The organism is Streptomyces sp. NPDC090021, assembly GCF_044748225.1.
Lineage (GTDB): Bacteria > Actinomycetota > Actinomycetes > Streptomycetales > Streptomycetaceae > Streptomyces.
This window is the reverse complement of record NZ_JBIVFO010000033.1, coordinates 45,286-57,794: the sequence shown is the minus strand read 5'-3', so window position 1 is coordinate 57,794 and position 12,509 is coordinate 45,286. Positions and strand designations below refer to the sequence as shown.

Genomic DNA, 12,509 nt, shown 5'->3' with positions numbered 1-12,509 from the left:
AACGTGTTCACCAGGCGAGATTCCGGCCTTCGCGAGGCCGGATCGTTACGTCGGACCGCGGTGTTCGGGCCGGTTCCGGAACCGCTGCGGCTCCGCTCAGGGCGCGCGCACCGCCGACAGCAGCCGCGCCACCTCGTCCGCGCCGATCCGCAGCGCCGCTCCGACGGTGGCCAGCACCTCGCGCTCGGCCGGGATGTACGGGCCGTCCGCGAGGGCGATCCGGGCGCCCTGCAGCAGGATGGACTCGCGGCCCGGACCGGCCAGGTGCGGGGCGAGCGGCTCCAGCGCCTCGTGGAGCTCTATCGACAGCGCGGCCCCGCAGCACTCCGGGATGCCGTACAGCCCGAGCCGGCCCTCGTCCATGGACAGCGCCTCTACGAGGGACTCCAGTTGCTCCTCGGTGCAGTCTGGGAAGCCGGCGGCCCGTACGGCGCTCACGGCGGCCTCCAGCGCGCTGCGCGAGGCCGTCCCGCCCGCCGTGAGCACCGCCAGGGCGACGGTGTGCACGGCGTCCCGCAGGAGGGCCGTGAACCGGGTGGTGGTGAGGTGGTCCAGGACGTCGGTGCCGAAGCGCTCGCGGCAGCCCTGGCACTCGACGACGGGCCCCGCCTGCCCGCGCGGCAGCAGCGGCACCCCGAGGACGGTGAACCGGCGGCGGCCGGTGCGCCTGCGGTAGTTGCGGTCACCACCGCAGTCCGGGCAGAAGAACTCCCCGTCACCCACGGTGCTCCAGGTGGTACGGATGCCCCAGACCGTCAGCTTCCGGCCGTCCCCACCCCGAACTGGCAGCACGTCGCACCTCCGTGGTCGTCCGGCAGCATCGCCGGGTTGGCGTGATGTTAGCCACATCGGTGAGGATGCGTCAGTCGTGCGACAGGACAACATGCCCCGCGCACCGGAGTTGGCCGATCTGCACCCACGCTTGCGCTCGCGGTCCGCCGCATGGACGAGGGGTCGTCTCTGGTGACCGGGGCCGCGAGCGGGACCGGCCGGGCCGCCGCCGTGCCGCCGGCCCGGCCGGAGCCCACGTGACAGCGGCCGATATCAACGGCCCCGGGGGCGGGCAGCCGCGTACGGATCCGGCCGCCGGGGGCCGCACGTCCACCGTGATGGGCGGTGATGTCCCCGATCCGGACGACAACCGGGCACGGCCCTGCCGGTGGACGACGGCTGCCCGGCCCGCCGGGGCCCCGCGTCCCGGGAGCCCGGGAGCCGGGGAGCCCGGGAGCCGGGGAGCCCGGGAGCCGGGGAGCCCGGGAGCCGGGGAGCCCGGGGAGAGTCCCGGTGACGACGGAACCCCGTTCCTCCGGCCGGAGGAACGGGGTTCACGTACGAGCGGTCAGCGGCCCGCGCGGTTGACGGCGGAGATGACCGCCTTCAGGGAGGCGCGGGTGGTGTTGGCGTCGATGCCGATGCCCCACAGGACCCGGCCGTCGATCGCGCACTCGATGTAGGAGGCGGCCACGGCGGACGCGCCCTCGCTCATCGTGTGCTCGGTGTAGTCCAGCAGGCGGGCGTCGACGCCGATGCCGGCCAGCGCGTCGAAGAAGGCCGAGATCGGACCGTTGCCGGTGCCGTTCAGGACCGTCTCCACGCCGTCCACGACCGCCTCGACGGTCAGCGTGTCCGTGCCGTCCTTGTCGGTGGCCGTGGAGCCGGAGCGCAGCTGGATGCGGCCCCACGGGTTCTGCGGGTTCGGCAGGTACTCGTCGGAGAAGACCTCCCAGATCGCCTTCGGCGTGACCTCGCCGCCCTCGGCGTCGGTCTTGGCCTGGATGATCCGCGAGAACTCGATCTGCATGCGGCGCGGCAGGTCCAGCTTGTGGTCGTTCTTCAGGACGTACGCGATGCCGCCCTTGCCGGACTGCGAGTTGACCCGGATGACCGCCTCGTAGGAGCGGCCGACGTCCTTGGGGTCGATGGGCAGGTACGGAACCGCCCACTCGATGTCGTCGACGGTCTTGCCCCGGGCGGCCGCGTCGGCCTCCATGGCGTCGAAGCCCTTCTTGATGGCGTCCTGGTGGGAGCCGGAGAAGGCGGTGTAGACCAGGTCGCCCGCGTAGGGGTGGCGCGGGTGGACCGGCATCTGGTTGCAGTACTCGCTGGTGCGGCGGATCTCGTCGATCTGGGAGAAGTCGATCTGCGGGTCGATGCCCTGGGAGAACAGGTTCATGCCCAGCGTGATCAGGTCGACGTTGCCGGTGCGCTCGCCCTGCCCGAACAGGCAGCCCTCGATGCGGTCCGCGCCGGCCATCAGGGCCAGCTCGGCGGCGGCGACGGCGGTGCCCCGGTCGTTGTGCGGGTGCACGGAGATGCAGATGTGCTCGCGGCGGGTCAGGTTGCGGGCCATCCACTCGAAGCGGTCCGCGTGCGTGGACGGCGTCGAACGCTCCACGGTGGCGGGCAGGTTCAGGATGATCTCGCGGCCCTCGGACGGCTGCCAGACGTCACAGACGGCCTCGCACACCTCCAGCGCGAAGTCCAGCTCGGTGTCGGTGAAGATCTCCGGGCTGTACTGGTAGCCGAAGGTGGTCTCGGGACCCAGCAGCTTCTCGGCGTACTCCATCACCAGGCGGGTGCCGTCGACCGCGATCTGCTTGATCTGCTCCTTGGAGCCGCGGAAGACGACCCGGCGGAAGGTCGGCGCGGTCGCGTTGTACAGGTGCACGGTGGCGCGCCTGGCGCCGACCAGGGACTCCACGGTCCGTTCGATCAGGTCCTCGCGGGCCTGGGTCAGTACGGAGATGGTGACGTCGTCCGGGATCGCTCCCTCTTCGATGATGGAACGCACAAAGGCGAAGTCGGTCTCGCCGGAGGACGGGAAGCCGACCTCGATCTCCTTGTAGCCCATGCGCACCAGCAGGTCGAACATCTCGCGCTTGCGGGCGGGGGTCATGGGGTCGATCAGCGACTGGTTGCCGTCCCGCAGGTCGGTGGACAGCCAGCGGGGGGCCTTGGTGACGCGGGCATCGGGCCAGGTGCGGTCCGGGATGTCCACCTGTTCGTACGCGCCGTACTTGTGGATCGGCATCCCGGACGACTTCTGGGTGTGGGTCGCGTTCGTGATGGGCGTGGGGCGACCGACAAAAGGCTGCTGGCTCATGGCGTTGGGCTCCTCGCGTGTCCGCGGTAGTTCGCTGGGACGGCCGACGGCGGTAGTGAAAACCGCAACACCAAACTCCGCGGGGAGGGGGCCGGCCTACGACTACAGACCCTCGCCGCGGCAGCTAAGGAGAAGCAGCCCGAAACGCATGATGGGCCGAGCCTAGCCGAGCCGCGCCGTAACGCGAGGACCTGTTTCAGTATGCAAGACCCGGGCGTCCGATTTGCACCAAATGTGAGCCAAACCTCCTTTTCGCCCCCAGGTCGGGGCGATCCCCCCAAAGCGCCCCGGTCCAGCCGTGCGAAGACACCAGACACGTTTCTGCCGCGACGGAAGGTGACACAACCGAATGAATCATGGTTGCAACTGGTGACATGTCGGTGACCCGGTGCCACATTGCCGGGCATGGATGCCTCCCACACTCACCGTCATCCCGTCTTCTGCACGGTCGTGCCGCCGCACCTCCTCGACAGGGCCGCACTGTCCGGGGACACCCGGCGCGCCGACCTCGCCCAGCGCACCCTCGAACACGACTCCCTGCTGCGCACCCGGCGCCGGGTCACCGCCGTGCGCGGGCTCGTGCCCACCCTCGCCGCACCGGCGGGCGACGACCCCCGGCGGACGGTCTTCGACGCCCAGCACCGTACGCGGCTGCCGGGGACGAAGGTCCGCGGGGAGGGCGACCCGCCGAACAAGGACGCCACCGTCAACCGTGCCTACGCGGGCCTCGGGGCGACGTACGACCTGTTCCTCAAGGGCTTCGGGCGCCGCTCCATCGACGACTCCGGGCTCGCGCTGGACGCCACCGTCCACTACGGCGAGGACTACAACAACGCCTTCTGGGACGGACAGCAGATGGTCTTCGGCGACGGGGACGGGGACCTCTTCCTCGACTTCACCGTGTCGGTGGACGTCATCGGGCACGAGCTGACCCACGGCGTCACCCAGTACACGGCGAACCTGCGCTACCGCGGCCAGTCGGGGGCGCTGAACGAGTCGATGTCGGACGTCTTCGGCTCCCTGATCAAGCAGTACACGCTGGAACAGACCGCCGACCAGGCCGACTGGCTGATCGGGGCCGGACTGCTCGGCCCCAACGTGACCGGGGTCGCCCTGCGCTCCATGAAAGCGCCGGGCACCGCGTACGACGACGACGAGCTCGGCAAGGACCCGCAGCCGGCCACCATGGACGACTACGTCGACACCCACAGCGACAACGGCGGGGTCCACATCAACTCCGGCATCCCCAACCACGCCTTCTACGTCGCCGCGACCGAGCTCGGCGGCAAGGCCTGGGAGCGGGCCGGACAGATCTGGTACGACACCCTGACCGGAGGGGACCTCACCCCCAGGGCGGACTTCGCGGACTTCGCCCGGCTCTCGACGGCCGCCGCCGCCACCCGCTACGGGGACGGCGGGGCGGAGCACCAGGCACTCCAGAAGGCATGGTCGGTCGTGGGCGTCCCGTTCTCGGGGTAGGACGGCTCCCATGCGGATTCTGGTGGTACGGACGGGCGGCTTCGCGGGCATCGAGCGACGGGCCGAGGTGGACACCTCCGGCCTGCCGGACGAGGACGAGTGGCGGGCCCTGGCCCAGCTCGCGCTGCGGCCCGGTCCGCCCGGCGACCCGGCGGACCGGGTGCGGGACGGATTCTCCTACCGGATCACGGTGGACGGACGGACGGTCTCCTGCGCCGAGCCACGCCTGTCGCAGGCCCAGCGGGCACTGATCTCCCGGGTCCTGAAAGAAGGTGCCTGACCACCGGCCCCTTGCTTGGTTGGCCGGATGGCCCATCACATGATCGATTCGCCGCTGTCCGAGCTGGAGCGGTACTACGACGCGGTGCCGCGGGTGGGCGGGGCCCGGGCCGTGCCCCGACCGCATCGTCGTTTGCCGGGTCGGCAACATTGTTTGCCGAGAGGGGCGGGGTGGGCGCAGCATCGGGGGCACGAAGACCCGAGTGGAAGAGGCCCCCATGGCGACGCACGACCACGAGCACACGCACGAGCACACGCACGAGACGCGGGAGAACGGGAACGCTCCCGCGGCCGGCGGCGCGGAGTTCTGGGACGAGCGCTACGGCGAGAGCACGCGCATCTGGAGCGGCAACCCCAACGCCCTCCTGGTCCGCGAGGCCCAGGACCTCGCCCCCGGCCGGGCCCTCGACCTCGGCTGCGGGGAGGGCGCGGACACCGTCTGGCTGGCCCGCCACGGATGGCGGGTGACCGCCACCGACATCTCGAAGGTGGCCCTCGGCCGCGCCGCCGAGCACGCCGTCGAGGCCGGGGTCGAGGACCTCGTCGACTGGCAGCGGCACGACTTCGCGCAGTCCTTCCCCGAGGGGGAGTTCGACCTGGTCTCGGCGTGCTTCCTGCACAGCTACGGGGACTTCCCGCGCGAGCGGATCCTGCGCCGGGCCGCCGCCGCGGTGGCCCCCGGCGGGACCCTCCTCGTGGTGGGCCACGCGGGCGGGCCGTCGTGGAACCCGGAGGCCCTCGCCGACATCCACTTCCCGACCCCGCACGAGGTCCTGGCGCAGCTGGAGCTGCCGGAGGCCGGCTGGGAGGTCCTCACCGCGGCCGAGCACGTGCAGGCCATGACCGACCCCGAGGGCCGGCCCGGGACCCGTCCCGACAACGTGCTGAAGATCCGGCGCCTCGCCTGGTTGTAGTGCTGGGGGCGGGCTCCCGGGGGGGGTGGTCCCGGGCGGCCGTCAGAAGCCGAGCTTGCGCAGCTGCTTGGGGTCCCGCTGCCAGTCCTTGGCGACCTTCACGTGCAGGTCGAGGAAGACGGGGGTGCCGAGCAGCGCCTCGATGTGCTTGCGCGACTTCATCCCGACCTCCTTCAGGCGGGAGCCCTTCGGGCCGATGATGATGCCCTTCTGGCTCGGCCGCTCGATGTAGACGTTGGCGTGGATGTCGAGCAGCGGGCGGTCGGCCGGGCGGTTCTCCCGCGGGATCATCTCCTCGACGACCACGGCGATGGAGTGCGGGAGCTCGTCGCGTACGCCCTCCAGGGCGGCCTCGCGGATCAGCTCGGCGACCATGACCATCTCGGGCTCGTCGGTGAGGTCGCCCTCCGGGTACAGCGGCGGGCTCTCCGGCAGCAGCGGCGCGATCAGGTCGGCCAGCAGCTGGACCTGGTTGTCGCCGACCGCCGAGACGGGGACGATCTCGGCCCACTCGATGCCGAGCTCGGCGCCGAGCTGGTGGATGGCGAGCAGCTGCTCGGCCAGCGCCTTGGACTCGACCAGGTCGGTCTTGGTGACGATGGCGATCTTGGGGGTCTTCTTGATCCCCGCGAGCTCCTTGGCGATGAACTTGTCACCGGGGCCGAGCTTCTGGTCGGCCGGCAGGCAGAAGCCGATGACGTCGACCTCGGCCCAGGTGGTGCGCACGACGTCGTTGAGGCGCTCGCCGAGCAGGGTGCGCGGCTTGTGCAGACCGGGCGTGTCCACGAGGACGAGCTGGGCGTCGGGGCGGTGCACGATGCCGCGGACGGTGTGGCGGGTGGTCTGCGGCCGGTTGGAGGTGATCGCGACCTTCGTGCCCACGAGTGCGTTGGTGAGGGTCGACTTCCCGGCGTTGGGACGGCCGACGAAGCAGGCGAAGCCCGCACGGTGCGGGGCGGTGGACTCGGGGGAACGATCGCTCATACGGGCCATTCTCCCCGATGCCGCTCCCAGCGCCGACCAGGCCAGGGCGGTGACGGCGAGCGCAGCCGCGAGCGGCGGGTGCGCGGCGTCGGCGGCACGGCCCTGAGCTGTGGTTCCGTCGGATCGCACCCGTACCAGCACCCGGGCCGATTCGACCGCGGGCGGGCCGTCCCAGCGGGCCCGCAGCCGCACTGCCTGACCCGGCAGCAGTTCGGCGGGCAGTCCGGTGAGCCCGCGCTCGAACAGCCGGCGGCCGAGCGCACCGGAGGCCGTGAGGGTGGCCCGGGGGTGTCCGGAGGGTGTACGAGACCTCCGCGGTGGGGCCGCGGCGGTCCACGGTGACGTCCCGGACGGCGAGGGCGGGCGTGGCCGCGAGGGCGGCCATGCCGACGGCTGCCGGCCGTCTCCGCTTCCGTGCCCGTGTTCGCACTGCCCGCCCCCTGGGTTCCCTCGCGCCGCGCCCCGCGCAGGGGGCCGTTCACGAGCGGGCGACGGGAGAAGTCAGTGCACGAACCCGGCCTCAACTGATGGCTCATCAGGAGATGGCGGTGTGACACCACCCCCTCCCCCTTCTCCGGTGGCCCGGAAGGTGCGCCGGTAGGCCGTCGGGCTCACCCCCAGCGCCGCCTGCACATGCTTGCGCAGCGACTGCGCCGTTCCGAAGCCGCTCTCCCGCGCGACCTGTTCCATCGACAGCTCCGTCTGCTCCAGCAGTCGCCGCGCCCGCTCCACCCGCCGGCCGGTGATCCACTGGCCCGGGCTGATGCCCGTCTCCTCCCGGAAGCGGCGCGTGAAGGTCCGTACCGACATGGCCTCCTGCCGGGCCATGTCGCTGAGCCGGAGCGGCTCGTGCAGCCGGTCCAGCACCCAGGCGCGGGCCGCGGTGGTGGTGGCGAGCTGCGGCTCCGGCATCGGGCGTTCGATGAACTGCGCCTGCCCGCCCTCGCGGTGGGGCGGTACGACGGTCCGCCGGGCGGCGTCGTTCGCGACGGCCGCCCCGTGGTCGCGGCGCACGATGTGCAGGCACAGGTCGATGCCGGCGGCGACACCCGCCGAGGTCAGCACGTCCCCGTCGTCGGTGTAGAGCACGTCGGGGTCGACCCGCACGGCCGGGAAGAGCCGCTGGAAGTGCTCGGCGGAGGCCCAGTGGGTGGTGGCCCGCCTGCCGTCCAGGTGGCCGGCGGCGGCCAGCACGTAGCCGCCCGTGCAGATGGAGACAAGCCGGGTCCCGGGCCGGATGTGCGCGAGGGCCGCCGCGAGCTCGCCGGTGAGCCTGCCCTCCTCGTGGACCGGGCCCAGCTCGTACGAGGCCGGCACGACCACCGTGTCGGCGGTGGCGAGCAGCTCGGGGCCCTGTGCCACCTGGATGTCGAAGTCGGCGTCCGTGGGGACCGGGCCGGGGGCGAGCCCGCAGGTGAGGATCTCGTACAGCGGCCGCCCGGCACCGTCCCTGGCGCGGCCGAAGATCCGGTGGGGGATCCCGAGCTCGAAGGGCAGCAGTCCCGGAAGGGCCAGGACGACGACGCGGTGCGGCGAAGGCTCCATGGCCCGATCGTATCGAACCATGACAGTCAGGCCACTGTCGGACGGTGGCCCGCCGGCCGGAAGCTGTCGCCGTGACCCAGACAGTCCCCGCCCCCGGCGCACTCCCGCACTCCCCTCCCCCTCCGCACACCGCACGCGTCCACCGCGCCTGGTTCGTCGCCGCCGTCACCTTCGTGACGATCATCGGCGCCGCCGGTTTCGCCTCCCTGCCAGGGCTGCTCATCGAGCCGCTGCACGAGGAGTTCGGCTGGTCGCACGGCACCATCGGCGTGGCCGTCTCCGTGAACATGGCCCTCTACGGGATCACCGCGCCCTTCGCCGCGGCGCTGATGGACCGCTTCGGCATCCGGCGCGTGGTGGCGGTGGCCCTGACCGTCATCGCGGCCGGTGCGGTGGCCACGGTGTGGATGACCGCGCCCTGGCAGCTGGTGCTGTGCTGGGGCCTGCTGGTGGGACTGGGCAGCGGCTCGATGGCCCTGGCCTTCGCCGCGACGGTGACGGGCCGCTGGTTCACCGCCCGGCGCGGCCTGGTCACCGGGCTCCTGACCGCCGCCGGGGCCTCCGGGCAGCTGGTCTTCCTGCCGCTGCTGGCGTGGCTGGTGGACCGGCACGGCTGGCGCCCGGCGACGGTGACGGTCGCCGTGGCCGCGCTGGCCGTCGTGCCCTTCGTCTGGCTGCTGCTGCGCGACCATCCGGCGGACGTGGGCCTCGCGCCGTACGGCGGCACGTACGCGCCCAGGCCCGCCCCGGCGGTGGGTGCGGCCCGGCGGACGCTGAAGGTCCTGGCCGACGCGGCCCGGACCGGCCCCTTCTGGCTCCTCGCGGGCACCTTCGCGATCTGCGGGGCCTCGACGAACGGGCTGGTGCGGACGCACTTCGTGCCCGCCGCGCACGACCACGGCATGCCGGTGACGGCGGCTGCCGGGCTGCTGGCCGTGATCGGTGTCTTCGACGTCGTCGGCACGATCGCCTCCGGCTGGTTCACCGACCGCTACGAGTCCCGGCGGCTGCTGGCCGTCTACTACGCCCTGCGCGGGGTGTCGCTGCTGTTCCTGCCGATCCTGCTGGCGCCGTCGGTGCGGCCGCCACTGGTCTTCTTCATCGTCTTCTACGGCCTGGACTGGGTCGCGACCGTCCCCCCGACGATCGCCCTGTGCCGCGAGCACTACGGGGACGACGGCGCGATCGTCTTCGGCTGGGTGCTGGCCTCGCACCAGATCGGTGCGGCGGTGGTGGCCTTCCTGGGCGGCCTGGCCCGCGACCTCACGGGCTCGTACGACGTCGTCTGGTACGCGTCGGGCGCGCTGTGCGCGATGGCGGCGCTGATGGCGATGGTCATCCGCCGTCGGCCTCCCGGCGGGGCGGGGGGCGGCGCCCCGGGAAACCCGGCTCCGCCGGGCACCGGGCTCCGCCCGGACCCTCGCCTCGAACGCCGGCGAGGCTGAAATGGTGCGGCCGAGGCCGAACAGCGGCAGGCGCTGGATCGGCCGGGGCAGCATCGGCGGGCAGAGCCTGCCGGGCGGCGGCCGGGCACGGGACGGCGACGCCGCCGGGAGGCCAGAGGCTAGGACCCGGCCGGGGTCGTGGACTTCAGCGTGCCGTCCGGGGCCGCCAGGAGGACCGGGGTGTCCGGGCCGCCGAGGTCGCGGACCGCGGCCCGGTCGGTGTCGGCCGGAACGTCGGCCGCGCTCACCACGGCGGCGGCCTCCAGGGACTGCGCCCCGCTGGCCACGGCCATCGCGACCGCGGTCCGCAGCGCGCTCAGCTTCAGGGAGTCGAGCTCCACCGTGCCCGCGACGTACGTCCGTCCCGTCTCGTCCCGCACCGCCGCCCCCTCGGGCACCCCGTTGCGGGCCCGGGCGCTGCGCGCCAGCGTGATGATCTTGCTGTCCTCGGGGTCGATCCCGGTGCTCTCCGTCATGGTCGAAAGCATAGGGAGCCCCCGCCCGGACCGCGCAACGACCCCGCCGCGGCCCGGATCAGGGCCGCGGCCGGGGCACGGATCAGGCCGCGGCCGGGGCACGGATCCGAGCCGGGGCCGGGGCACGTATCAGGGCCGGTCGAGCTTCAGGCGCTCCGCACGCGGCAGCCCCGCGACCACCAGGTCGTAGGAGTCCTCGACGAGTTCGCGCAGCATCGCGTCGGGGATCCCGCCCACCGTCACCGTGTTCCAGTGCCGTTTGTTCATGTGATAGCCCGGCGCGATCGCCTCGTGCTCCTCGCGCAGCCGCACGGCCAGCTCCGGCTCGCACTTGAGGTTGATCTTCAGGGGCTCGGCGTCCAGCGTGCTGAGCGCGAACATCTTGCCCTTCACCTTGAACACCGAGGTCTCCGGGGTGAAGGGGAACTCCTCCACCGCCGCGTTGAAGCCGAGACAGAACTCCCGCAGCTGGGCCGGGGTCATTCCCCCTCCTCCCCCGCGGCCTGCGCCGCGGCCACCGGTTCGACGAGCACCGTCACGATCTTGTTCCGCCGGCCCGCGGGCGCCTCCGCCGTCAGCCGCAGCGGACGACCGTCGGGCAGTTCCACGACCGCCGAGGCGCCCGCGATCGGCACCCGGCCCAGCGCCTTCGCCAGCAGTCCGCCGACCGTCTCGACGTCCTCGTCGTCGAAGGCCTCGACCTTGAACAGCTCGCCGAGGTCGGTGATGTCCAGGCGCGCCGTGACCCGGTAGCGGTCCTCGCCCAGGTCCTCGACCGGCGGGAGCTCCCGGTCGTACTCGTCCGTGATCTCGCCGACGATCTCCTCGAGGATGTCCTCGATGGTGACGATGCCGGCCGTGCCGCCGTACTCGTCGATCACGACGGCCACGTGGTTGCGCACCTGCTGCATCTCGCGCAGCAGATCGCCCGCGTTCTTGGTGTCCGGCACGAAGACGGCCGGCCGCATCGCCGTCGACACCAGGTCGGCCTCGGACTCCCGGTTGATGTGCGTCTTGCGGACCAGGTCCTTGAGGTAGACGATCCCGACGATGTCGTCCTCGTTCTCCCCGGTCACCGGGATGCGCGAGAAACCCGACCGCAGGGCGAGCGTGGTGGCCTGACGGACCGTCTTGTAGCGCTCGATACAGACGAGGTCGGTGCGCGGCACCATCACCTCGCGCACGAGGGTGTCGCCGAGTTCGAAGACCTGGTGCACCATCCGGCGTTCTTCGTCCTCGATGAGCGACTCCTTCTCGGCGAGGTCGACCATCGCCCGCAGCTCGGCCTCGGAAGCGAAGGGCCCCTTGCGGAAGCCCTTGCCCGGCGTGAGCGCGTTGCCGACGAGGATCAGCAGCTGCGGGATCGGCCCCATGATCCTGGCGAGCGGTACGAGGACGTACGCGGCGGCCGTCGCCGTGTTCAGCGGGTGCTGGCGGCCGATCGTGCGCGGGGAGACGCCCACGGCGACGAAGGAGACCAGCACCATCACGGCGATGGCCACGAGCAGCGCGGTCCAGTTCTCGCCGAACGCGTCGAGGCAGACGTACGTGACGAGGACCCCGGCCGCCATCTCGCAGGTGACCCGGACCAGCAGGGCCACGTTGAGGTAGCGGGTGGGGTCGCCGGCGACCTGGGCGAGCTTCTCGCTGCCGCGCCGGCCCTCCCGTACGGCCTGCTCGGCGCGGAAGATCGAGACGCGGGCGATGCCGGACTCCGCGCACGCCGCGAACCAGGCCACGACCACCAGCAGTACCGCGCCGGTGATCAGTTGCGGGGCGCTCACGAGACGGTCGGAGCCGGGGACGGGCCGGTCAGCCCGCGCTCACCGCGCCACCCGTCCACGATGGCCGCCTGGAGGCCGAACATCTCGGCCTTCTCGTCGGGCTCCTCGTGGTCGTAGCCGAGCAGGTGCAGCACCCCGTGGACGGTCAGGAGCTGGAGCTCCTCGTCCATGGAGTGCTGCGTCGGGGCTTCCTCGCCCTGCTTCTTCGCGACCTCGGGGCAGAGCACGATGTCGCCGAGGAGCCCCTGCGGGGGCTCCTCGTCGTCCTTCGACGGCGGACGGAGCTCGTCCATCGGGAAGGACATGACGTCGGTCGGGCCGGGCAGGTCCATCCACTGGATGTGGAGCTGCTCCATGGCGTCCTCGTCGATGACGATGACGGAGAGCTCCGAGAGCGGGTGGATCCGCATCCGGGTGAGCGCGTAACGGGCGATGTCGAGGATCGCCTGCTCGTCGACCTCGGTTCCGGACTCGTTGTTGACGTCGATCGACATGGTGCG

12 protein-coding genes are annotated in these 12,509 nt (G+C 72.1%); 4 read left to right on the top strand and 8 right to left on the bottom strand.

The window, feature by feature from the left end; genetic code table 11:
- Positions 1-96: 96 nt before the first annotated feature.
- Together ACIPXC_RS25095 and leuA are read right to left on the bottom strand one after the other, a co-directional pair.
- Positions 97-792, bottom strand: a complete 696-nt coding sequence (locus ACIPXC_RS25095) for a TerB family tellurite resistance protein (RefSeq protein WP_401622318.1) — start codon at positions 790-792, stop codon at positions 97-99.
- 547 nt (positions 793-1,339) lie between these two features.
- Positions 1,340-3,103, bottom strand: a complete 1,764-nt coding sequence (leuA, locus tag ACIPXC_RS25090; protein WP_401622315.1) for a 2-isopropylmalate synthase — start codon at positions 3,101-3,103, stop codon at positions 1,340-1,342.
- A 405-nt stretch (positions 3,104-3,508) separates the two neighbouring features.
- On the opposite strand from leuA, the gene ACIPXC_RS25085 reads away from it, so the two are divergent.
- From ACIPXC_RS25085 to ACIPXC_RS25075, 3 genes are all read left to right on the top strand, one after another.
- Positions 3,509-4,582, top strand: a complete 1,074-nt coding sequence (locus tag ACIPXC_RS25085; protein WP_401622312.1) for a M4 family metallopeptidase — start codon at positions 3,509-3,511, stop codon at positions 4,580-4,582.
- 10 nt (positions 4,583-4,592) lie between these two features.
- Positions 4,593-4,862 (top strand): protealysin inhibitor emfourin, encoded by a 270-nt coding sequence (locus ACIPXC_RS25080; RefSeq protein WP_401622309.1) that lies wholly within the window; start codon positions 4,593-4,595, stop codon positions 4,860-4,862.
- 217 nt (positions 4,863-5,079) lie between these two features.
- On the top strand, positions 5,080-5,775 hold the full coding sequence (locus ACIPXC_RS25075) for an SAM-dependent methyltransferase (protein ID WP_401622306.1): 696 nt from the start codon (positions 5,080-5,082) through the stop codon (positions 5,773-5,775).
- Positions 5,776-5,817: 42 nt separating this feature from the next.
- Here the strand turns inward: ACIPXC_RS25075 and era are convergent, their stop codons facing one another.
- Together era and ACIPXC_RS25065 are read right to left on the bottom strand one after the other, a co-directional pair.
- Entirely contained in the window at positions 5,818-6,768 is a 951-nt protein-coding gene (gene era, locus ACIPXC_RS25070; protein WP_037878811.1) for a GTPase Era, read from the bottom strand.
- A gap of 492 nt (positions 6,769-7,260) precedes the next feature.
- Complete coding sequence (locus ACIPXC_RS25065) at positions 7,261-8,304, bottom strand: GlxA family transcriptional regulator (protein ID WP_401622303.1); 1,044 nt, start codon at positions 8,302-8,304, stop codon at positions 7,261-7,263.
- Positions 8,305-8,375: 71 nt separating this feature from the next.
- Between ACIPXC_RS25065 and ACIPXC_RS25060 the strand changes: the two genes are divergently transcribed.
- Positions 8,376-9,749, top strand: coding sequence for an MFS transporter (locus tag ACIPXC_RS25060; protein WP_401622300.1), 1,374 nt, complete (start codon positions 8,376-8,378; stop codon positions 9,747-9,749).
- Positions 9,750-9,868: 119 nt separating this feature from the next.
- Here ACIPXC_RS25060 and ACIPXC_RS25055 read toward each other — a convergent pair whose 3' ends face one another.
- The 4 genes from ACIPXC_RS25055 to ybeY form a co-directional block, all read right to left on the bottom strand.
- A complete protein-coding gene (locus ACIPXC_RS25055) occupies positions 9,869-10,225 on the bottom strand; it encodes a cytidine deaminase (protein WP_401622298.1) in 357 nt (118 codons plus the stop codon).
- A gap of 129 nt (positions 10,226-10,354) precedes the next feature.
- The gene (locus ACIPXC_RS25050) at positions 10,355-10,708 is read right to left on the bottom strand and encodes an MmcQ/YjbR family DNA-binding protein (protein WP_401622295.1); all 354 of its coding nucleotides are present in this window, start codon (positions 10,706-10,708) and stop codon (positions 10,355-10,357) included.
- On the bottom strand, positions 10,705-12,009 hold the full coding sequence (locus ACIPXC_RS25045) for a hemolysin family protein (protein WP_401622292.1): 1,305 nt from the start codon (positions 12,007-12,009) through the stop codon (positions 10,705-10,707). Before ACIPXC_RS25045 ends, ACIPXC_RS25050 begins: the two co-directional genes overlap by 4 nt.
- Positions 12,006-12,503, bottom strand: coding sequence for an rRNA maturation RNase YbeY (gene ybeY, locus ACIPXC_RS25040; protein WP_030957671.1), 498 nt, complete (start codon positions 12,501-12,503; stop codon positions 12,006-12,008). Before ybeY ends, ACIPXC_RS25045 begins: the two co-directional genes overlap by 4 nt.
- Positions 12,504-12,509 lie beyond the last annotated feature (6 nt).